Annotated in this window: 19 protein-coding genes; 6 read left to right on the top strand and 13 right to left on the bottom strand. The window is 70.2% G+C overall.

What is annotated here, in order from left to right; all coding sequences use genetic code 11:
* The coding region (locus ABT004_RS20875) for a response regulator transcription factor (RefSeq protein WP_351338913.1) at window positions 1-643 on the bottom strand (643 nt) is incomplete at its 3' end.
* A 508-nt stretch (window positions 644-1,151) separates the two neighbouring features.
* On the opposite strand from ABT004_RS20875, the gene ABT004_RS20870 reads away from it, so the two are divergent.
* The 3 genes from ABT004_RS20870 to ABT004_RS20860 all read left to right on the top strand — a co-directional run bounded on the left by ABT004_RS20870 (window position 1,152) and on the right by ABT004_RS20860 (window position 3,346).
* The gene (locus tag ABT004_RS20870; protein ID WP_351338910.1) at window positions 1,152-2,645 is read left to right on the top strand and encodes a peptide MFS transporter; all 1,494 of its coding nucleotides are present in this window, start codon (window positions 1,152-1,154) and stop codon (window positions 2,643-2,645) included.
* A gap of 168 nt (window positions 2,646-2,813) precedes the next feature.
* Window positions 2,814-3,089, top strand: coding sequence for a type II toxin-antitoxin system Phd/YefM family antitoxin (locus tag ABT004_RS20865; RefSeq protein ID WP_351338908.1), 276 nt, complete (start codon window positions 2,814-2,816; stop codon window positions 3,087-3,089).
* Complete coding sequence (locus ABT004_RS20860) at window positions 3,086-3,346, top strand: Txe/YoeB family addiction module toxin (protein ID WP_351338906.1); 261 nt, start codon at window positions 3,086-3,088, stop codon at window positions 3,344-3,346. Before ABT004_RS20865 ends, ABT004_RS20860 begins: the two co-directional genes overlap by 4 nt.
* A gap of 55 nt (window positions 3,347-3,401) precedes the next feature.
* Here the strand turns inward: ABT004_RS20860 and ABT004_RS20855 are convergent, their stop codons facing one another.
* From ABT004_RS20855 to ABT004_RS20830, 6 genes are all read right to left on the bottom strand, one after another.
* Window positions 3,402-4,727 (bottom strand): hypothetical protein, encoded by a 1,326-nt coding sequence (locus tag ABT004_RS20855; protein ID WP_351338928.1) that lies wholly within the window; start codon window positions 4,725-4,727, stop codon window positions 3,402-3,404.
* A gap of 38 nt (window positions 4,728-4,765) precedes the next feature.
* Window positions 4,766-5,920 carry a hypothetical protein gene (locus ABT004_RS20850; protein ID WP_351338903.1) on the bottom strand — a complete coding sequence of 385 codons (1,155 nt, stop codon included), beginning with the start codon at window positions 5,918-5,920 and terminating at the stop codon, window positions 4,766-4,768.
* Window positions 5,917-6,642 carry a COG1470 family protein gene (locus ABT004_RS20845; protein WP_351338901.1) on the bottom strand — a complete coding sequence of 242 codons (726 nt, stop codon included), beginning with the start codon at window positions 6,640-6,642 and terminating at the stop codon, window positions 5,917-5,919. The genes ABT004_RS20850 and ABT004_RS20845 overlap by 4 nt, the downstream gene beginning before the upstream one ends.
* A gap of 373 nt (window positions 6,643-7,015) precedes the next feature.
* The gene (locus ABT004_RS20840; protein WP_351338899.1) at window positions 7,016-7,720 is read right to left on the bottom strand and encodes an LPXTG cell wall anchor domain-containing protein; all 705 of its coding nucleotides are present in this window, start codon (window positions 7,718-7,720) and stop codon (window positions 7,016-7,018) included.
* Window positions 7,721-7,865: 145 nt separating this feature from the next.
* A complete protein-coding gene (locus ABT004_RS20835; protein ID WP_351338896.1) occupies window positions 7,866-8,357 on the bottom strand; it encodes an ATP-binding protein in 492 nt (163 codons plus the stop codon).
* Window positions 8,358-8,638: 281 nt separating this feature from the next.
* On the bottom strand, window positions 8,639-9,022 hold the full coding sequence (locus tag ABT004_RS20830; protein WP_351338893.1) for an STAS domain-containing protein: 384 nt from the start codon (window positions 9,020-9,022) through the stop codon (window positions 8,639-8,641).
* Between the two features lie 243 nt (window positions 9,023-9,265).
* Between ABT004_RS20830 and ABT004_RS20825 the strand changes: the two genes are divergently transcribed.
* Entirely contained in the window at window positions 9,266-10,177 is a 912-nt protein-coding gene (locus ABT004_RS20825) for an RNA polymerase sigma factor SigF (RefSeq protein ID WP_351338891.1), read from the top strand.
* A gap of 253 nt (window positions 10,178-10,430) precedes the next feature.
* Complete coding sequence (locus ABT004_RS20820) at window positions 10,431-12,056, top strand: ricin-type beta-trefoil lectin domain protein (protein WP_351338888.1); 1,626 nt, start codon at window positions 10,431-10,433, stop codon at window positions 12,054-12,056.
* A 3-nt stretch (window positions 12,057-12,059) separates the two neighbouring features.
* Here the strand turns inward: ABT004_RS20820 and ABT004_RS20815 are convergent, their stop codons facing one another.
* The 6 genes from ABT004_RS20815 to hutU all read right to left on the bottom strand — a co-directional run bounded on the left by ABT004_RS20815 (window position 12,060) and on the right by hutU (window position 19,823).
* A complete protein-coding gene (locus tag ABT004_RS20815) occupies window positions 12,060-12,911 on the bottom strand; it encodes a hypothetical protein (protein WP_351338886.1) in 852 nt (283 codons plus the stop codon).
* A 468-nt stretch (window positions 12,912-13,379) separates the two neighbouring features.
* Window positions 13,380-13,991, bottom strand: a complete 612-nt coding sequence (locus tag ABT004_RS20810; RefSeq protein ID WP_451193165.1) for a Uma2 family endonuclease — start codon at window positions 13,989-13,991, stop codon at window positions 13,380-13,382.
* A 75-nt stretch (window positions 13,992-14,066) separates the two neighbouring features.
* Window positions 14,067-15,239, bottom strand: a complete 1,173-nt coding sequence (gene hutI / locus ABT004_RS20805; RefSeq protein WP_351338882.1) for an imidazolonepropionase — start codon at window positions 15,237-15,239, stop codon at window positions 14,067-14,069.
* Between the two features lie 266 nt (window positions 15,240-15,505).
* Entirely contained in the window at window positions 15,506-16,858 is a 1,353-nt protein-coding gene (locus ABT004_RS20800) for a formimidoylglutamate deiminase (RefSeq protein ID WP_451193168.1), read from the bottom strand.
* Entirely contained in the window at window positions 16,855-18,057 is a 1,203-nt protein-coding gene (locus ABT004_RS20795; RefSeq protein ID WP_351338922.1) for an allantoate amidohydrolase, read from the bottom strand. The genes ABT004_RS20800 and ABT004_RS20795 overlap by 4 nt, the downstream gene beginning before the upstream one ends.
* A gap of 107 nt (window positions 18,058-18,164) precedes the next feature.
* Window positions 18,165-19,823: a urocanate hydratase gene (gene hutU / locus ABT004_RS20790; protein WP_351338879.1), complete on the bottom strand. Its 1,659-nt coding sequence runs from the start codon at window positions 19,821-19,823 to the stop codon at window positions 18,165-18,167.
* Between the two features lie 296 nt (window positions 19,824-20,119).
* Here hutU and ABT004_RS20785 point away from each other — a divergent pair.
* Window positions 20,120-20,401: hypothetical protein (locus ABT004_RS20785; RefSeq protein ID WP_351338877.1), on the top strand; the 282-nt coding region annotated here is incomplete at its 3' end.

Below are 20,401 nucleotides of genomic sequence, written 5' to 3'. Positions count from 1 at the left end.
CCGTCGCGATGTACCGCGGATTCGCCGCGTCGTCGCCGAGCTTCTTGCGGAGCCAGGAGATGTGCATGTCGAGGGTCTTGGTCGACGACCACCACGTCGTGTCCCAGACCTCGCGCATCAGCTGGTCACGGGTGACCACGCGGCCCGCGTCCCGTACGAGGACCCGCAGGAGGTCGAACTCCTTGGCCGTGAGCTGGAGTTCCTCCTCGCCCATCCACGCGCGGTGCGATTCGACGTCGATACGGACGCCGTGCGTGGCCGGGGCCTGCACCGGCTCGGTGGCGCCGCGGCGGAGCAGGGCCCGGACGCGGGCGAGGAGCTCGGCGAGGCGGAAGGGCTTGGTCACGTAGTCGTCGGCGCCGGCGTCGAGGCCGACGACCGTGTCCACCTCGTCCGCGCGGGCGGTGAGGATGAGCACCGGCACCGTGTGCCCCTCGGCGCGCATTCTGCGGGCCACCTCGAGGCCGTCCATCCCCGGCAGTCCGAGGTCGAGCACGACGAGGTCGATGCTTCCCTGCAGTCCGGCGTCGAGGGCGGTGGGACCGTCCTCGCGCACTTCCACCTCGTAACCCTCGCGGCGCAGGGCACGGGCCAGCGGCTCCGAGATGGACGCGTCGTCCTCGGCGAGCAGTACACGGGTCATGGGGTGATGGTAGTCCGCGGCGGACGACGCCCGTGGGGTGATCGGATACAGCGGCCTCGCGCGGCGAACGGAATTTTTGCTTCCGGGTTCGCGCCCTGCGGTGTCCGGGTGTCATCGTGGGGATGACCTTTGAAACAGTGCGGGGGGTTCCGTGAAGGCCTGTGATCCATCTCTCAAGTCCTTCCATATGGCGTTGAGTCGTTCGTAAGGTGATTCAACGCCTGATGCACTACTGGGGGACCTTTGGAGCGCACTGCGCACCCAAGGTCCCTTTCTTGTGTGAGCTGACTTCCGTCAGTGTTTTTAGGAATGACCTGTGGCCGGGCCCCGCGTGTAATGAAGCGCCGGGGTGTGGATCTCGGGTCCGCCGTGCCTCGTCCCGCACGAAGACCTCGTCGGGCACATCCCTCTGGGCGTGGGAAGGGCGGCAGGACTCCGGTGCCGGCCGCCCCACCGGGCGCGTATCCGCTTCACCGCGGCGCGTCCCGACACCCCACAAGGATCGACCATGGCGTCCAGCCTGACGAAGGACTCGGCCGGTACCCCCGGCTCGCAGAAGACCTTCTTCGGCCACCCCCGCGGACTGGCCACACTCTTCATGACCGAGATGTGGGAGCGTTTCAGCTTCTACGGCATGAAGGCACTGCTCCCGCTGTACCTGATCGCTCCCGGCGGGCTTCACATGAACCCCGCCACCGCCACGGCGATCTACTCGGTCTACATGTCCATGGTCTACCTGCTCGCCCAGCCCGGCGGCTGGTTCGCAGACCGTTTCTGGGGCCCCCGCAAGACGGTGGCCTACGGCGCGAGCATCGTGATCCTCGGCCACATCACGCTGGCGCTGCCCGGTTCGGGCACGTTCTTCGTCGGCCTGGCGCTCGTGGCGCTCGGCTCGGGTCTGCTGAAGGCCAACATCTCCACGATGGTCGGCCACCTCTACGACGGCCCGCAGGACCCGCGCCGCGACAGTGGCTTCACCATCTTCTACATCGGCATCAACCTGGGTGCCTTCCTGGCGCCGCTGACCATCGGCACCGTCGGTGAGAACGTCAGCTGGCACTTCGGCTTCGGGCTCGCCGCGATCGGCATGGCCCTGGGTCTGGCCCAGTTCATGTTCGGCACGCGTCACCTGAGCAGCGAGAGCGACGTCGTCGTCAAGCCCGCCAGCGCGCAGGAGAAGGCCAAGTCGCTGCGCACGTCGCTGATCTGGGCCGTTGTCGCCGCCGTCTTCTACGTGATCGTGGTCGCGACCGGCACCTACACCCTCAACTGGGTGCTCGTGCCGCTGACGCTGATCGGCCTGATCATCCCGGTCGCCGTCCTGGTCAAGATGAAGCGCGACAAGGAGCTGTCGAACGACGAGCAGTCCAAGCTCTCCGGCTACATCTGGTTCTTCGTCGTCGCGGCCATCTTCTGGATGATCTACGACCAGAACGGTTCGACGCTTTCGATCTTCGGCGAGAACTCGACGACGAACCACCTGCTGGGCTTCGACTTCCCGACCTCCTGGTACCAGTCGCTGAACCCGATCTTCATCATGGCGTTCGCCCCGCTGGTCGCCTCCGCCTGGCTGTGGCTGAACAAGCGCGGCAAGGAGCCGAGCACCGCGGTCAAGTTCGGTTCGGGCCTGGTCCTGATCGGCATCTCCTTCGTCGTCTTCCTCATGCCGCTGATCGACACCGCCAACAACGGTGGTCGTGTCTCCCCGATGTGGCTGGTGGCGATCTACTTCATCCAGACCATCGGTGAGCTCTGCCTCTCCCCGGTCGGCCTCTCGGTCACGACCAAGATGGCTCCGGCGAAGTACGGCTCGCAGATGATGGGTGTCTGGTTCCTCGCGGTCACCGCGGGCGACTCCGTCACCGGTCTGCTCTCGACCGCCGGGGTCGACCTGAACACCTCGGGCGCGGTCGTCGCCGAGGCCGGCCTCGCGATCCTCGCGGGCATCGCGTTCTGGATGTACCGCAAGAAGGTCAAGGGGCTCATGGGCAGCGTCAACTAACACGCTTCCGCTCCGCAGCAGCCGCAGAGAAAGCGCCGCCGTACCCGTCACAGGTGCGGCGGCGCTTTCCGTGCGGCTGTCCCGCCCCACCCAGTGGTACCGAAATTCGGTACAATGTAGGTACCGTGAAGTCGTACGACTCTACGGCCCCACCTCAAGGGAGCGGACATGTCCATCAGCGCCAGCGAGGCCCGCGCCACCCTGTTCCCGCTGATAGAGCGTGTCAACGACGACCACGAGCCCGTACGGATCACGTCGCGGGGCGGGGACGCGGTCCTGATGTCCGCCGACGACTACGACGCCTGGCAGGAGACGGTCTACCTGCTGCGCTCCCCCGCCAACGCCCAGCGCCTGATGGAGGCCGTGGCGCGGGACCGCGCGGGCCATCCCGGTGCCGAGAAGTCGCTGGACGAGTTGCGCGACCTCGCGGGGGGCGAGGAGTGAGGAGTGTCCACTTCGACACCGCCGCCTGGGAGGACTTCAGCTGGTGGCTGTCGGCGGACCGCAAGACCGCGCGGCGGATCACCCGCCTGATCGCGGAGATCCAGCGCACCCCGTTCGAGGGCATCGGCAAGCCCGAACCCTTCAAGGGCGATCTGTCGGGCTACTGGTCGCGTCGCATCGATGACGAACACCGGCTCGTGTACCGGGCCGACGACAAGGAAGTGAAGATCCTCAAGGCCCGCTATCACTACTCGTGACCGTTCACGACTGAGGGGCCGCCGCACCGGTTCGGTGCGGCGGCCCCTTCGCGTGCTACCGCCGGACCACCCTCCTCGCCCGCGGCAGGAACGTGAAGACCGCGCCGCCCAGGAGGATCACCGTGCCGGCCGCCAGGCCGAGGGCGCGGAGGGCGCCGTCGTTGGAGGAGCCGGTTTCGGCGAGGCCGCCGCCGGTTGCCGCGGAGCCGCCCGCCGCCGAGCCGCCGGCCGAACCGCCCGCCGAACCCGTGCCGCCGGCCGCGCCGCCCGCCTGCTTCGACGTGTCGAGCTCCAGGGAGACCGGAGCCTTGCTCGGCGTGCAGGTGGTGGTCGTGCCCAGCGCCTTCACCGTGAGGACGCCCGGCGACAGCGTCGACTTGCCGTCGGCGCCCGGCTTGTACGTGCCGGTCATGTCCGGGATCTCGATCGGGTCACCGGACTTGAACGCCTTCTTGTTGGTCGGGCCCTCGACGGGGACCGTGCCCTTGTCGGAGCCGCCCAGCTTCACCGCCATCGACGGTTTCACCGAGTCGGCCGGGATGTCGGCGGGGCTGTCCATCACGGACTTCTTGAACTTCACCGTGATGCCGAAGTTCCCGCCGTCCTTCTTGGCGTCGATCTGCACCGGAGACGTGGCGCTCTTGTCGCCGATGGGCGTCTTGCAGGAGTAGGGGACGCTGACCTCCTTGCCGGTGAAGTCGCTCTTGCCGCCGCTGTCGTCGCCGCCGCTCGTGGAGCCACCGGAATCGCCGGAGCCGCCGGAGTCCCCGGAGCCGCCCGAGTCGCCGCCGGAGCTCGACGAGCCACCCGTCGACGTGCCCGGCAGACCGCCGATGGCGCCACCGGAGCTGCTCGAACCGCCCGAACTCGCGGCCCCCTCAAGGACCTTGATGACCGCGCCCGGATCCACGCTCTCCTTCGGAGAGCACTTGGTGTCCGTCGACACCGGCTTGCTGACGTTGATGTTGTACTTGTCCGGGGCCAGCTTCACCTCCCCCGCCTTCTCCAGCTTCAGCTTGCCCGTCATCGTGGACAGCTTCATCGCACTGTTCTTGGGGATCGCCGGGTTCTCGCGCGGCCCCTGCATGTCGATGTCACCGGTCTGCGCCCCGGCCGCCTTCAGCGTGCCGGTGGGCTGGACGGTGTTCTCGCTGAGGTCGAGGACGTCCGGGTTCTTCGACGCGCCCTGGATGAACTTCCAGGTCACATTGACCGTGTCGCCGACCTTCGCCGTGGCGGGCGCCGCGATCTGCGTGATCGTGGTGCCCTGCACCGGGTCGAGCCCGGAGATCGAGGGCGGTATGCACTCCGTCTTGTACGAGATGTCGGCGGCCTGCGCGGGGGACGCCCCCATGAACAGCAGGCCCGCCCCGCCGAGCATCAGGGCGACACCCGCCGCGCTCACTCTCCGTTGGATGCTCACGTATTCCCTTTCGTCGTCGGACTGTTCTCTGACGGTGCGGAGAGTTGACCGGCCGCGGACCGCTCCGGACCGGAGGGACCGGTGTCCGGGGTGAACCAGGGCAGAGTCGTGGTCTGTGTCGTGCCGGCGCCGGCCGGCGCGGTGGGCGCGTCGGCGGGCGCGGGCCGCTTCGGTTTCTGCTGCGGCAGCCGCACCTTCGGAAGCCGTACGGTGCGCCCGCCCGCGCCACCTCCGGACCGCGGCCCCTTGGACCTCGACCGGCGATCACGCGGTCGTACGCGGTCCACGACCGCCATGCCGATCCGGAAGACGGCCGCCGGCACGACGACGCAGAGCAGGATCCAGAAGAGGGTGACGCCCCAGGGACGGCCCACGCCCCAGGGCTGTTCGGCCAGCACCTTCCCGCCGTACTTGAGCGAGACGAGATAGTCGCCGTGCGCGCCGGCCGACAGCTCGACGGGCAGCTTGATCCGCTCCTTCTGCCCCGGCTTGATCGTGCCGCGCCACTGCTGGTCCTCCCATTGCGGCGCGAACACGCCGTGGGAGGTGCCGACTTGGAAGACGGGGTTCTTGACCGGGCTCGAACCGACGTTGCCCACGGTGAAGGAGAAGGACCGCGACGGCGGTGCGCCGAACCACGTCAGCAGGCCGCCCGAGCCTTCGAGCCGGGTGTCGGCCACCATGGTCAGCTGCCCGCTGCCGGACGTCTTCGGCAGCGCCTTCACGGGGTGCCCCGCCACCTGGAACACCGCGTCCGCCTGCGCCTTCTGCCCGGTCACCGTGGCGACATGGACGACGCACGGGCACGACTGCGGCGGCTCGGCGACCGGAAGCGACTTGCTGAACGCTCCCTTGGCATCGGTGGTGACCGCGCGGCCCTCGGCGTTGGCACAGGAGTTGGTGCCGCCGATGACACCGCGCGACGGGCTCGACTGCCCGCAGATCAGCATCATCAGCAGCGTGTCGGGCCGCCAGTCCGCACCCTTCACGGTGATCGAACCCCCGGCCCCCGCCTGGGACTTGGAGAGGCTCACGGACGGCTTGTCGGCGGCGGAGGCGGAGCCTGCCCAGGGCGCGGTCCCCGCGAGCAGGGCACCCAGGAGGGCAAGGACGGTCAGCAGCCGCGAGGCGCTACGGCGGCGGCGATTCATGGCGCACTCCTTACGTTCCCTTGTCGGCGGAGCAGTCGGAGCAGGTGCGGCGGTACGGGCCAGGTGGGCCGCCTGCGGCGCAGGTACCAGTAGACGGCGCAGCCCGCGCCCGCGAGAACGGCGAGGATCCCGCCGACCACCGGCCACGGCACGAACCGGGCGCTCGCCGTGGCCGAGTCCGCCGCCCCGCCGCCCGCGGTGACCGTCACCTTCACGTCGACGGCGTCGAGCGCCGGGGCGTTCTTCCATGGTTCGGTGAGGCTGACCCTGCGGCCCGGCGGCAGTTGCACCGGCAGGGCCCGGCTCCTGTCGAGGGTGGCGCCGAGCATCCCGTCGGCCCGTACCGCGAGGCGCGGCGCGAGCGTCGTGTTGCCGCGGTTGACCACGTCGTAGGCGATGGCGCCCTTGTCCACCCGTACGTTCTCGACCGTGAGGGCGGACAGCGTGGGGCCGCTGACCCGCAGGTGGACGCCGACCGCGGCGTCGCGCCCGGCGACCCGTGCCACGACCGCGCCCGGGTGGTCGCCGGGGGTGGCGCCCGCGGGTACGGAGACCGTGAAGGGGACCTCGGCGCGGGTGCGCGCCGGGATCTTCACGGACTCCTCGGCGAACCGAATCCACGCCCCGGTGTCCTTGGCCTTCTTCCGATCACCCCGACCCTCGCCGTCGGCCCCGCGCAACGAGACCTCCAGCGACTTGCCACTCTCATTCGTGACCGCCACCTCGTCCTCCAACACGGCCCCGGCCGCCCCCTCCGCATAGACATACGCCCGCCCATCCCCATCAGCGGGCCGCGTACCACCGGCGGAGGAGGGTGCGACGGTCCAACCGGGTCCGGCCGCGATGGCCGGAGCGGAGAGGCCGCCCAAGGCAAGCGCCACGGCGCAGAGCAAGGTGGGAACGAGGCTGAAGCCCCATTTCAAGCCCCTGCGGCGATTGAGCAGGCCTTCCAAGCCCCTGCGGCGATTGAGCAGGCCTTTCAAGCCCCGCCGGCGATTGAGGCGCGGGGTCCGGGGCAGAGCCCCGCGGCCGCAACCCCGCGGGACCCCACCACCCATCGACGAGCGCAACGTCATCTCGACGACTCACGCCCCCTTAACGGGACGCCGCCTGATTCCGCCGGGTCAACCACAACACTCCCGCCGCCCCGGCCAGAAGCACCGTTCCACCCAACGTCCCCAGCGCAATCGCCGAATCCTCCGGCCCGGTCTGCGGCAACTCCCCACCCCCGGACGGCGCGGACGCCGAGGACCCGGAGTCCGCGGCACCACCGCCACCCGCGGCCCCCTTCACGTCCATCTCGAGCGACGGCTTGGGACTGTTGGACGGCGTACAGGTGGTGTTCGTACCGAGCGCCTTGATGGTGAGGACGCCGGCGGTGAAGTTCACGTTGCCGCTCTTCTTGGGGGTGTACGTCCCCGTCAGGTCACTGATCTTGATCGGACTGTTGGCGGGGATCGCCTTGTCGTTCGCGGGCCCGGTCGCCGTGAACTGGCCACTGTCGGCGCCGCCCACCTTGATGACCGCGCTCGGATGCATCGCACCCTTGCCGAGCTCGACGGGGCTGGAGGAGACGCCCTTCTGGAAGGACATCGTGATCTTGTAGCCGCTGCCGCTCTTGGCGCTCTTCATGTCGATCGGGGAGACGGCTCCCTTGTTCCCGATCGGCGTCTTGCACTGGTAGTTGACGTTCTGCACCGTGGCCGAGGCGGTGGGGGCGGCCATCAGCACCGCCGAGCCTGCCAAAGCCGCGCTGAGCGCGAACGCGGCGGTTCGTTTCTGGTACGTCCGGTACGACACCTCGAAGTCCCTTCAGACCGAAGGTTACTGACGGTTCATCAGATCTGGGTGGCTCAAGGTACGCCGGGGGCCTTGTCGAGGGAAGACAAAGAGCACGCCGGATCGAAGTCGATCCGGCGTGCTCTTCAAACCGTACGAAAGGGGGCTACGCGGGGGCGCCGACCTCCGCCCACACGACCTTGCCCGTGACGCCCGGGGTGCGGACAACTCCCCAGTCGAGGCAGAGGCGTTGGACGATGAACATGCCGTGCCCGCCGGGCCGGCCGACCCGGTGCGGGGTGCGCGGCGCCGGCTGGCCCGCCCCGCGGTCCGCGACCTCGATGCGCAGCACCTTGTTGGCCGGGGAGTCGCCGAAGTACAGGATGATCTCGTCGGGCCCCTCGGCGTGCAGGCACGCGTTCGTGACGAGTTCGGAGACGACGAGCAGCACGTCCTCCGCCGCGGCCCGGCGGTCCGCGGTCGCCGCCGGCAGCCAGCCCCAGGCATGCAGCGCCTCGCGGGTGAAGTCGCGGGCGAGCGGCACGATGCCACTCGCGCCGCTGAGGCTCAGCCTGCGGACCCGCGGACCCGCGAAGACCGGCACTTCACCGGACTCGGGGCCGTGGTCGCCCGGCGAGTAAGGCCGGGTGGTGCTCATCAGCACTTCACCTCACCGATTCACCAATTCAGCTTCAGGATTCAGGTTCAGGGTCCGAGTGCCCACTGCCCGGCCAAGAAGTCCGGGTCGAGGATCGGGGTCGGAGGGTCATCGAAGTCGCAGGGTCGGAGTCGTGTTCGGGGGTCTCCTGCCCGACGGAACGACGGAAACACCCACTTGTTGAGAACGGCTCCTGTGACGCTGGTAACGCCGCGATCACGTAGCGACAACTGGAGCGTAACTTCTGCGGTCGACCACAGCACGCAGTCGCCCGGTTCCGGTCAGTCGCCGGAGGGGTCCGGCGCGAGGGCGTCGTCGAGTGACGCGTGCACCGTAAAGACGGCCTCCGCGCCAGTGATCTCGAACACCCTGGCAACCACCGGGAGCATGCCCGCGAGGTGCACTCCGCCACCGGCCGCCTCGGCCTTGAGACGGGCCCCGAGCAGCACGTTCAACCCCGTCGAATCGCAGAATTCGAGGCGTGAACAGTCGATCACCAGCCGGGAATGTCCATTGTTGAGGCATTCATCCAGGGGGTCGCGCAGCAGATCGGCCGTATGGTGATCCAACTCACCGGCCGGTGTCACGACGGCACTGGAGCCCTCTTGCCGCACCTCGACCAGAAGCCGGCCCCGATGCGCACTGCCGACTGTCCCGCGGTCCATGACGTCTCTCTCTCGCTGCCTTCGACGTGCCGATTGACGCCCTCGAACACTACGCCCTCCGACTGCGCATCGGCACCCGAACAACCTCTAGAATTCGGACATTTCAGCACAGAGCGCACTTGCGACCGGGTGTGGAAAACGGGTAGGCCTAGTAAGGACAACTTTCGACCACGACCGGCTTTGGAGGCGCCGCACTAAGAAGCAGTGCACGCATTGGCATCGGCAGCCATATGCCGAGAACGCATGGAGGACATCATGTCAGCCCGGCTCGACGAATCGCGTACTGACCTGGCGACGTCGACACTCCCCCCGGAAACGCACATCGACGTCGAGACCGAGACCCTTGAGGGCCTCGAAGGTCTCCCGGAGATCCCTCCGTTCGACGAGGTGGGGCCGCTCGACGCCCGAGCCCTCTCCAAGACCCTCTTCGAGCGCCTCGAGTCCCTCGAAGAAGGCACTCACGAATTTTCGTACGTCCGCAACACACTGGTCGAGCTGAACCTGGCTCTGGTCAAGTTCGCGGCCTCCCGGTTCCGCTCCCGCAGCGAACCGATGGAGGACATCATCCAGGTCGGCACCATCGGCCTGATCAAGGCGATCGACCGGTTCGAGCTGAGCCGCGGCGTCGAGTTCCCGACCTTCGCGATGCCGACCATCGTCGGCGAGATCAAGCGCTTCTTCCGCGACACGTCCTGGTCGGTGCGGGTTCCCCGGCGCCTCCAGGAACTCCGTCTCGACCTCGCCAAGGCGGGCGACGAACTCGCCCAGCAGCTCGATCGCGCCCCCACGGTGGGCGAGCTCGCCGAACGCCTGGGCCTGTCGAAGGAAGAGGTCGTCGAGGGCATGGCGGCGTCCAACGCCTACACCGCCAGCTCGCTCGACGCCCAGCCGGAGGAGGACGACTCCGAGGGCGCGCTCGCGGACCGCATCGGCTACGAGGACCACGGACTCGAAGGCATCGAGTACGTCGAGTCCCTGAAGCCGCTGATCGCCGACCTCCCGCCGCGCGACCGCAAGATCCTCTCGCTGCGCTTCGTCGCCAACATGACGCAGTCCGAGATCGGTGAGGAACTGGGCATCTCGCAGATGCACGTATCGCGGCTGCTGTCGCGGACGCTGGTGCGCCTGCGCAAGGGTCTGACGCTCGAGGAATAATCGCTCGACCCCGCAGTACTTGCACCACCTGCACCACTTGCACCACTTGCACCACCTGCGACACCTGTAACGCCCTGTCACGCCGAGGGGGTCGACCGTCACCACGGTCGGCCCCCTCGGTGTTTTTTGCGCCAACTCCCGCCGATCAACGCCCGGTTACCGCGGGGAACACCTACCCGTACCACCTCTCCTGCACCACTATGAGCACCCATCCAGGCCTCGGCTCTGGGCCTCGTCGACAGGAGAAGACACGGTGTCTGCGAACGGTGGCGTCCATGCCACGGCGCCCGACCACCGGCTCGTCGCCCTGCTGCGGGCCGACGCACCGGCCGCGTACCAGGCGCTCGGCGAGCTGCGCGGCAGGCACCGGCACGCGCTCCTCGCCTACGCGCGGGTGTGCGCCAACGACCCGGACTCCGCACGGCAGTTGGGCGCGCAGGCCTTCGCGCGCGCCGCACGCGAGGTCGCGCGCGGCGTCGAACCGCGCGGCTCCTGGCGGCACCACGCGCTGCTGCTCGTCCACCGCACCGCGGCCGAGTGGGCCGCCGACGAGCGCCGCGCCCTCCTCGCTCCCGGCCTGCTGGGCGCCCTCGGCCGACCCGACGCCCACCGGGCGCCCGCGCTGCTCTCCGCCTTCCATACGCTGGCGCCGCACGCCCAGACGCTGCTGTGGCACTCCGTGGTGGACGGGGATTCCGACGCCGCCACGGGTATCGCCATCGCCGTGCCCGCGCGGGACGTGGCGCAGGCGCGCGGTGCGGCGCTCGACGCACTGCGCGACGCCTGCCTCGCGGCGCGCGTCGCCCGCGCGCAGGGCACGCACTGCCGCGGTTACGGGCGCCTCATCGAGGAGGCGACCAGACCGGGCCGGCCGCGCGGCACCGCCGACCTCGACTCGCACCTCGCCCGCTGCCCGAGCTGCACCGCCGCGTACCTGGCACTGACGGCTCTCCGTGACGACCCGCGCCGCGCCCTCGCGGAGGGCCTGCTGCCGTGGGGCGGCACGGACTACCTACTGACCGAGGCCCCCGCGCCCCCGGCAGCGGCCCCGCGCCGCCACCGCGCGAAGCCGCCGACGCGGGCGGACCGCCGCCCGGCCCGCCGCGCCCGCCGAAGGGCAGCCCGGAACCACACGGCCGTCCGCGCGACACCGATGGGCTTCGCGCTCGCCTCGGCCGCGGTCGGCGTGGCGCTCGTACCGCTGCTGATCCTGACGCTGACGGAGGGCCGCCCGGACCTCTCGGCGGTGGGCCAGGGCATGGGCGCCACGCCCTCGACACCACCCCCGGTCCGGGTGACGGTCACGGCGACGACGACGGCCACCACCACAACCACGACGACCGCCACGGCGACGACGACCGCGCGGAGCACGGAGACGGTCACGGTGCCGCCGCCCTCGCGGGCCGAGCCGACCCCGAAGCCGTCCTCGTCCACCCACGAGCCGAAGCCTCCGCGCTTCCTCCCGCCCGGCGAGGACTACGCGGAGGTGATCGACGTCGCCTCCGGCCTGTGCCTCGACGTCTCCCGCACGCCCATGGCTGACGGCGACGACGTCGTGGCCGCGAAGTGCGACCGCACGGGCAGCCAGCAGTGGCGCGTGGACGCGGCCCGCGACGTCATCCAGTCCGCCGCCAACCCCGACTTCTGCCTGGACAACCGCGGCGACACCGACCGCACGATCGGCCTCTGGCGCTGCGCGGCGGCCGACGGCGCCAACCCCGAGAACCTCGCCTTCTCGATCCACGGCGACGGCTCGATCCGCCCCGCCACCGACCGTGCGACAGCCCTCACCCCGCTCGACGACGGCACGTTCCGGGTGGGCCAACGGAAGTTCCACGGCGGGGACGAGCAGCGCTGGCGGGCGGGCAAGAGCCTGTAATCGCTAGTCGACGGGGCGCAGCGCGGCCCTCGCGAGGGCGATCACGTCGCGCAGGCCCTGGCCGGGGGCGGCCGCCGGAACCGTCGACGACTTCGCCTCCAGCCCGGCGCAGCTGCGGCAGATCCCCTTCCCGACTCCGCGCGGCAGCGGGTCGCGGCACTCGGCGCACTCACCGAGCGGTACAACTTGCGTGCGCTGGACGGCAGTTGTCGGGGCAGCCGTAGGCGGCCGGTTCTCCAGGCGGTACCTGACGAGGGCGGCAGCGGAGCGGAGTGCGCGTGGCAGGTCCGTGGTCAGGCAGCGGCGGAGGTCGGTTTCGGTGGCGCCGGTCGCCAGTGCGGCGTCGATGAGCGGCGCGAGGCTTTCGACGTCACGAGCGCCCAGGCGCAGCGCCGGTTCGCGGTCGGCGAGGCGTTCCAGGAACGCCGCCCCACGGTTGGGGGTGTTGTCCATCGGTGTTTCACCCAAGGGGCATGCGCCGACGGCCTGCCCCGTCGCGTCACCGACGGGCGGGTCCTGGACACTCGGCCCGAAGGCGACGGCGACCTCCTCGGGGGAGGTCAACGGCACGTTGGAAGCGACGACTTGGGTGGTCCAGCGACCGGTCTCCGGGTCCTGCGTGCGCCGGGTGTGGAGGTAGCCCTCCTCCTCCAGCTGCCGCCTGGCCTTGCGTACGGCCAGACGGCCTTCCGGCATCTTCTCGCCGAGGGACTGGACGGTTTCCCGGGAGCCCTCGGGGAGGGACAGGGCCCAGAGGAGGAGGCGTACGGCCGTGCCGTTCAGACGCGGATTCCGGATGATCTCGTTCGGAACCTGAGAGAAGAAACGGGCAGGCGGGATAGCATGCTTGAGCATCGCGGTGGACCTCTGATCCATTCGCCGGTGAAGGCCCTCAGATCGGTGTTGCTGCACCGCTGGGGGCCGCCCCGCGTTTACACACGGAGCGTGATGACGCGATTACTGTAGCGCGGACTTTGCGGCGAAGTTTACGAAAGCCGTCCACCTGTCCACCGAAATGGCCGGGGTGGGGCCGGAGTTGGCGACCACACCGCCGAGCTCGGCCGGGTGACGATGCCGCACGTTTTCGGCAAGCGCCGCATCGTGCTCGTAGCGTGAGGCCATGACCACACGCGCGCCATCCCCGAGCGGCGGGTCCTGGAGGACCTGGTTCGTACGGGGACCGTCGATCCGGACAACGCGGCGTCGGCTCGCGGACTCGGCGACTGGCAGCCGCTGCCCGCTCGGACGGGCGCCCCATCCACGTTGTCCGACGTGTTGCTGCGGATGCGTGGCGAGGAGGACCGGTGATCCTCCTCGCGTGCGTCAGGGCACCAGGCTCCTGAGCCCGATGTCGACGGGGAAGGGGACGGCCGTCTTCAGGCGATCGCGGTGGATGCCGGTGGCGACGTACGTGTGCGTCATGGTGTCGAGTTCGTAGGTGTGGACGGCGGGGGCGCCCGCCTCGTCCTCGATGCGCCAGAAGTGGGGGATCCGGGCCTGCGCGTACTTGAAGGGCTTCAGGGACCGGTCCCGGTCGGCCGACTCCTCCGAGACGACCTCGATGACCAGCACCACGTCCGCGGGCGCGTACCAGGTACGGTCCGGGTCGTACGCGGCGGTGGTCACCAGGATGTCGGGCTCGGGGCGGCTCTTCCTGTCCAACCGGACGGTCATCTCACGCTCGGTGTCGAACCCCGCCGGAGCGGCCTGCCGAAGGGTGAAGGTCAGGTTCTCCACCAGCCGGGAGTGCCAGGACCGCTGCGGCGACATCCTGAAGATCAAGGATCCGTCGAGGAGTTCGGTGTGCCGCGGCGCCTGGGGAAGGTGATCGAGGTCGTCCGCCTCCCAGCCACTCGGCCTCGGCGGGATCATCCAGTCGGGGCGTTCAGCGGTCACGGCTTCCTCCAGCGCCTGAGCAACGACGTCCAAGGACATGATCCCGGATCGCGGATGCGGGCCACATGGCTGAGGCCGGCCCAGTAGATGCCTCCGGCCCGCGAGCGGTGCGGCTCAGGCGGCCCGCGCTCCGGCTCGCCACACCTCCGAGACCAGCGGGACGCCCGGGCGGTACGCGAAGTGGACGTGGCTCGGGGCGTCCAGGAAGGTCAGGTCGGCGCGGGCGCCCGGGGAGAGGTGGCCGACGTCCGTGCGGCGGAGGGCCTTCGCGCCGCCCGCCGTGGCCGACCAGAGGGCCTCGTCGGGGGTCATGCCCATGTCCCGTACGGCGAGGGCGATACAGAAGGGGACGGAGGACGTGTAGGACGAGCCCGGATTGCAGTCCGTCGACAACGCGACCGTCGCGCCCGCGTCCAGGAGGCGGCGGGCGTTCGGCCACTCGGCGCGGGTGGAGAACTCGGCGCCGGGGAGGAGGGTGGCCACCGTGTTGCCGTTCGCGAGGGCGTCGACGTCCGCATCCGTGAGGTGGGTGCAGTGGTCGGCGCTCGCCGCGTCGAGCTCTACTGCGAGTTGGACACCGGGGCCGTAGCTGAGCTGGTTCGCGTGGATGCGGGGGAGCAGGCCCTTGGCCTTGCCTGCCACCAGGATCGCGCGGGCCTGGTCGCCGTCGAAGGCGCCCTTTTCGCAGAAGACGTCGACCCAGCGGGCGTGGGGGGCGCAGGCGTCCAGCATGTCGCCGGTGACCAGGTCCACGTATGCCGCCGGGTCGTCGGCGTAGTCCGGGGAGACGATGTGGGCGCCCAGGTAGGTGACCTCGTCGGTGTGGGCCGATGCGATGCGCAGGGCGCGTTCTTCGTCCTGGACCGTGAGGCCGTAGCCCGACTTGGTTTCGAACGTTGTCGTGCCCTGGCGGAGGGCCTCCGCCAGGTGGTGCTTGAGGTTGGCTTCCAGGGACTCGTCCGTGGCTGCGCGGGTTGCAGCCACTGTGGTGCGGATGCCGCCCGCGGAGTAGCTCTGGCCCGACATGCGGGCGTTGAACTCGGCGGTGCGGTCGCCGGCGAAGACGAGGTGGGAGTGGGAGTCGACGAAGCCGGGGATCACGGCGCGGCCGGCCGCGTCGTGGGTGGTGTCGGCTGCGGGGGCCTTGGTTGTTGGGCCGGTCCAGGCGATTTTGCCGTTCTCGATGACGATGGCGGCGTTGTGGAGTTGGCCGAGGGGGCCCTCGCCGAGGGTCGGGTCGTTCGTGACCAGGGTGCCGATGTTGGTGATGGCCGTGGTGGTGGTCATGGTTCCTCTCCGTGGTGGCCGGGGTTCTCCTCCCCGCCCCGCCCCTTCCCGAAAGCCCTCAATCGCCGGGCGGGCTGGGTGGGCGGGCCTGCCCGAAAGTCCTGCCGGGCGGGCTGGGTGGGTAGGCGGGCCTGCCCGAAAGTCCTGCCGGACGGGCCTGCTCAATCGCCGCAGGGGCTTGATAATCAAGCCCCGCCGGCGATTGAGGCGATCTTTCAGCCCCTGCGGCGATTGAGCAGCGGGGTCCGGGGCGGAGCCCCGAGGCGTTAGGCGTGCAGCGCTGCGATTGTCGACGTCAGGGCTTCGGCGACGTTGCCGAGGCGGGCGTGGGTGCCGTCGCGGACCACCACCCGGCCGCCCACCACCACGTCGGAGACGTCTTCCGCGCTCGCCGCGAACACCGCCGTCTCCGCGCCGAAGCGGGGCTCGGGGCCCGCCGTGCGGACGGAGTCGAGGCGGATCGTGACCAGGTCGGCGATCGCGCCCGGCTCGATCGCGCCCGCGTCGTCCCAGCCGAGGGACGCGTGGCCGGCGGCCGAGGCCGCGCGGAGGAGGGCCGCTGCCGTCCAGTGGCCGCGCGTACGGGTACGGAGGCGTTCGTTCAGCTCCATGGCGCGCGCCTCTTCGAAGAGGTCGATCACCGCGTGGCTGTCGGAGCCGAGGGAGAGGGGCGAACCCGCCCGCTCCAGTGCCACCGCCGGGCCGATGCCGTCCGCCAGGTCGCGTTCCGTCGTCGGGCACATGCAGGTGCCCGTGGACGAGCCGCCGAGCAGCGCGATGTCCGCGTCCGTGAGGTGGGTGTTGTGGACGCCCGTCGTGCGGGGGCCCAATACGCCGTTGTCCGAGAGGAGTTGGGTGGGGGTGCAGCCGTGGGCCGCCTCGCACGCGTCGTTCTCCGCCGTCTGCTCGGAGAGGTGTACGTGGAGGGGGGCCCGGCGGGCCGACGCCCATTCCGCGACCGTCGAGAGCTGTGCGGCGGGGACCGCTCGTACCGAGTGGACGGCAGCTCCGATCCGGGCGTGCGCGCGGTCCTTGAGCAGCGACGCGCGCTCCGCCCACGCCTGCGCCGTGCCGTCGCTGAAGCGCCGCTGGTGGTGGTCCGGTTCCTTGCCGAAGCCGGAGGAGACGTACGCCGTGTCGAGGAGGGTGATGCGGATGCCGGCTTCCTCGGCCGCCGCGATCAGCGCCTCGCCCATCGCGTTCGGGTCGGCGTACGCCGTGCCGCCGGGGGCGTGGTGGAGATAGTGGAACTCCCCCACCGCCGTGATCCCTGCCAGTGCCATCTCCGCGTAGACCGCCCGCGCCAGCGCGTGGTACGTGTCCGGCGTCAGGCGGTCCGCCACCGAGTACATGACCTCGCGCCACGTCCAGAACGTCCCCGAGCCGACCTGCACGGTCGATCGGAGCGCCCGGTGGAAGGCGTGGCTGTGGGCATTGGCGAGGCCGGGGAGGGTGAGGCCGCGCAGCGCGGTCGCGCCGGGCGTGGGTGCGCCGACCCCCGTGCGGACCGCCGTGAAGCGGCCCACCCCGTCTTGCTCGGACACGTCCACCGCCACGCCCGGCTCGACATGCGTGCCGAGCCAGGCGTGTTCCAACCAGTACGTCGTCGTCTGCGTCACGTGCAGGCCAGTCCTTCCAGTACGTCGGCCAGTGCGCGTACCCCTTCCAGGCAGTCGTCCTCGGCCGCGTTCTCGGCCGGGGAGTGCGAGACGCCCGTCGGGTTGCGTACGAACAGCATGGCGGTGGGGATCGACTGGGCGAGGATTCCCGCGTCGTGTCCCGCTCCCGTTCCGAGGACGGGGACCCGCAGGGCGTCGGATGTGCCCAGGATGCGGGCGAGCTCGTCGCGCAGCGCGTTGTCGAACTCGACGATCGGCGTGAACGACTCACGGGTCAGCGATACGTCGATGCCGTGCGCGTCGGCGTATTCGCGGGCCGCCCTCTCGATCCCCGTGACCGTCGCGTCCAGGGACTGCTGGTCGGCGGCGCGCGAGTCGAGCCAGCCGCGTACGAGGGAGGGGATCGCGTTGACGCCGTTCGGCTCGACCGAGATCTTGCCGAATGTCGCTACTGCGCCTGCCAGTTGGGCTTCGCGACGGGCAGCCAGGACCGTCTCCGCGTAGGACAGCATCGGGTCGCGGCGGTCGACCAGGCGGGTCGTGCCCGCGTGGTTGGCCTCGCCGCGGAAGTCGAAGCGCCAGCGGCCGTGCGGCCAGATGGAGCTGGCGATGCCGACGGCGTCGCCGGACAGGTCGAGGGCGCGGCCCTGCTCCACGTGGAGTTCGATGAACGCGCCGATACGGTCCAGGCGTTCGCGGTCGGCGCCGATCGCGTCCGGGTCGTGGCCCGCCCGCTCCATCGCCTGCGGGAGGGTGATCCCGTCGGCGTCCGTGAGCTGGTGGGCCGCCTCGCGGGTGAGGACACCGGACGTGAGGCGGGAGCCGACGCAGGCGAGGCCGAAGCGGGCGCCCTCCTCGTCGCCGAAGTTGGTGATCGCGAGGGGCTTGGTGAACTCCGCTCCCCTGCGGTGGAGTTCGTCCAGGGCGGCGAAGGAGGAGACGACGCCGAGGGGGCCGTCGAAGGCGCCGCCGTCCGGGACGGAGTCCAGGTGGGAGCCCGTGACGATGGCGTCGCCGGCCTGTGGGTCGCCTTGCCAGGCCCACTGGTTGCCGTTGCGGTCCAGTTCGTAGGTCAGGCCGCGGGATTCGGCCTGGGCCTTGAACCAGGCGCGGCAGTCGGTGTCGGCCGCCGTCCAGGCGTAGCGCCTGTAGCCGCCGGAGTCGGGGTTGCGGCCGATGGGGTGCAGCTCGCGCCACATCTCCAGGAAGCTCGGAGGATTCCCCACCCCGCCCCTTCCCGAAAGTCCTGCCGGACGGTCCTGCTCAAACGCCGCAGGGGCTTGAGTGGCGGGACCGGCTTGATTCGTCACTCGCCCTCCCGCATCGGGACGCGGACGCCGCGCTCGGCCGCGACGTCGATCGCGTGGTCGTAGCCCGCGTCGACGTGGCGGATGACGCCCATCGCCGGGTCGTTCGTGAGGACGCGCTCGATCTTCTCCGCGGCGAGCGGAGTGCCGTCCGCGACGCAGACCTGGCCCGCGTGGATGGAGCGGCCCATGCCGACGCCGCCGCCGTGGTGAAGGGAGACCCAGGTCGCGCCGGACGACGTGTTGACCAGGGCGTTCAGGAGCGGCCAGTCGGCGATCGCGTCGGAGCCGTCCTTCATGGACTCGGTCTCGCGGTACGGGGACGCGACCGAGCCCGAGTCGAGGTGGTCGCGGCCGATCGCGACGGGGGCGGAGAGCTCGCCGGACGCCACCATCTCGTTGAACTTGAGACCCGCCAGGTGGCGTTCGCCGTAGCCGAGCCAGCAGATGCGCGCCGGGAGACCCTCGAAGGCGATGCGGTCGGCGGCCATGTCCAGCCAGCGGTGCAGGTGCTTGTTCTCGGGGAAGAGTTCCTTGATGGCCTTGTCCGTCTTGGCGATGTCCTCGGGGTCGCCGGACAGTGCCGCCCAGCGGAACGGGCCGAGGCCCTCCTCGAACAGCGGGCGGATGTGCGCCGGGACGAAGCCGGGGAAGTCGAAGGCGCGGTCGTAGCCCGCCTTGCGGGCCTCGTCGCGGATCGAGTTGCCGTAGTCGAAGACCTCGGCGCCCGCGTCCAGGAAGCCGACCATGGCCTCGACGTGCAGGCGCATCGACTGGCGCGCCTTCTCCGTGAAGCCGGCCGGGTCCGCCTCGCGCTCCTTGTCCCAGTCCTCGACCGAGACGCCGACGGGCAGGTAGGCGAGCGGGTCGTGGGCCGAGGTCTGGTCGGTGACGATGTCGATCGGGGCGCCGCGGCGCAGCAGCTCCGGGAAGACCTCCGCGGCGTTGCCGACGACGCCGATGGACAGGGCGCGGCGCTCGTCGCGGGCCTGGACCGCCAGCTCAAGCGCATGGTCGAGGTTGTCGGCCTTGACGTCGAGGTAGCGGGTGCCGATGCGGCGGTCGATGCGCGTCTCGTCGACGTCGACGCAGAGCGCGACGCCCTCGTTCATCGAGATGGCCAGCGGCTGGGCGCCGCCCATGCCGCCGACACCGGCGGTGAGCGTGATGGTCCCGGCGAGCGTGCCGTCGAACTTCTTGCGGGCGACCGCGCCGAAGGTCTCGTACGTGCCCTGGACGATGCCCTGCGAGCCGATGTAGATCCACGAGCCGGCCGTCATCTGGCCGTACATCATGAGGCCCTCGGCCTCCAGCTTGCGGAACTCCTCCCAGTTGGCCCAGTCGCCGACCAGGTTGGAGTTGGCGAGCAGCACGCGCGGCGCCCACTCGCTGGTGCGCAGCACGCCGACCGGCTTGCCGGACTGGACGAGGAGGGTCTCGTCCGACTTCAGCGTCTTCAGCGTGCGCACGATCGCGTCGTACGCCTCCCAGGACCGGGCCGCCTTGCCCGTGCCGCCGTAGACGACGAGCTTGTCGGGGTGCTCCGCCACCTCGCCGTCCAGGTTGTTCATGAGCATCCGCAGGGCGCCCTCCTGCTGCCACCCGAGGGTGTTGAGCTCGGTGCCGCGCGGGGCTCGTACGGGGCGGGGTCCTGACATCGGCGGCCTCCTGGTGTGCGTATCCATCAGCTGTTCAGTCTTCTATTCACATCCTGACTCCCTGAATAGGACTAGTCAATAGGTGGTCATCGGCGTACCGTGGCCGCCGTTCACGATCCGGGCCAGATCCACATCAATCCGCCACCTTCTGCGGATGGTTGGCGGATTTTAGTCCTCCAGCGCATGTTCCACTGGAAAATGCCATAAGCCTCACCTGGCCTCCGCACCGTCCGTAGCCTCGTCGTCACAGCTGCACCAGTGACACATGCACGACGATCAGGTGGGGAGTTCGAGGCGTGCCCGGAATCGACGAGTGTCTCCTGGAGGTCATGCGGCTTCCCGGAGCACGCGGTGCCTCTGTCGTCGACTGGACCAGCGGGCTCGCCCTGGGCGCGGTCGGCGACTCACGCAACGGGGACCATGAGGAGAGCGCCGCCGAGACCGCCGAACTGGCCCGGCTCGCCGCCGAACACACGGCCTTCGCCCCGGCCGCCGGCAGCGACTGGGCCCCGGGCAGCGCTGCCGACAAGGCGCCGCCCGTGGAGGACGTCATCGTCACCAACCGCGACGGGTACCAC

This window comes from Streptomyces sp. NPDC002790, from assembly GCF_040295505.1.
Taxonomy (GTDB): Bacteria; Actinomycetota; Actinomycetes; order Streptomycetales; family Streptomycetaceae; genus Streptomyces.
The sequence above is the reverse complement of the archived record's forward strand: the minus strand, read 5'-3'. Positions and strand labels throughout refer to the sequence as shown.

Coding starts and splice junctions, on each gene's coding strand:
- ABT004_RS20795 (WP_351338922.1), bottom strand. CDS start 18,057: ATGTGGCGCGAGCTGCACCCCATCGGCCGCAACCCCGACTCCGGCGGC.
- ABT004_RS20865 (WP_351338908.1), top strand. CDS start 2,814: ATGTCCATCAGCGCCAGCGAGGCCCGCGCCACCCTGTTCCCGCTGATA.
- ABT004_RS20870 (WP_351338910.1), top strand. CDS start 1,152: ATGGCGTCCAGCCTGACGAAGGACTCGGCCGGTACCCCCGGCTCGCAG.
- ABT004_RS20855 (WP_351338928.1), bottom strand. CDS start 4,727: ATGCTCGGCGGGGCGGGCCTGCTGTTCATGGGGGCGTCCCCCGCGCAG.
- hutI (WP_351338882.1), bottom strand. CDS start 15,239: ATGACCACCACCACGGCCATCACCAACATCGGCACCCTGGTCACGAAC.
- ABT004_RS20835 (WP_351338896.1), bottom strand. CDS start 8,357: ATGAGCACCACCCGGCCTTACTCGCCGGGCGACCACGGCCCCGAGTCC.
- ABT004_RS20850 (WP_351338903.1), bottom strand. CDS start 5,920: ATGAATCGCCGCCGCCGTAGCGCCTCGCGGCTGCTGACCGTCCTTGCC.
- ABT004_RS20830 (WP_351338893.1), bottom strand. CDS start 9,022: ATGGACCGCGGGACAGTCGGCAGTGCGCATCGGGGCCGGCTTCTGGTC.
- ABT004_RS20825 (WP_351338891.1), top strand. CDS start 9,266: ATGGAGGACATCATGTCAGCCCGGCTCGACGAATCGCGTACTGACCTG.
- ABT004_RS20810 (WP_451193165.1), bottom strand. CDS start 13,991: ATGTCCTTGGACGTCGTTGCTCAGGCGCTGGAGGAAGCCGTGACCGCT.
- ABT004_RS20815 (WP_351338886.1), bottom strand. CDS start 12,911: ATGCTCAAGCATGCTATCCCGCCTGCCCGTTTCTTCTCTCAGGTTCCG.
- hutU (WP_351338879.1), bottom strand. CDS start 19,823: ATGTCAGGACCCCGCCCCGTACGAGCCCCGCGCGGCACCGAGCTCAAC.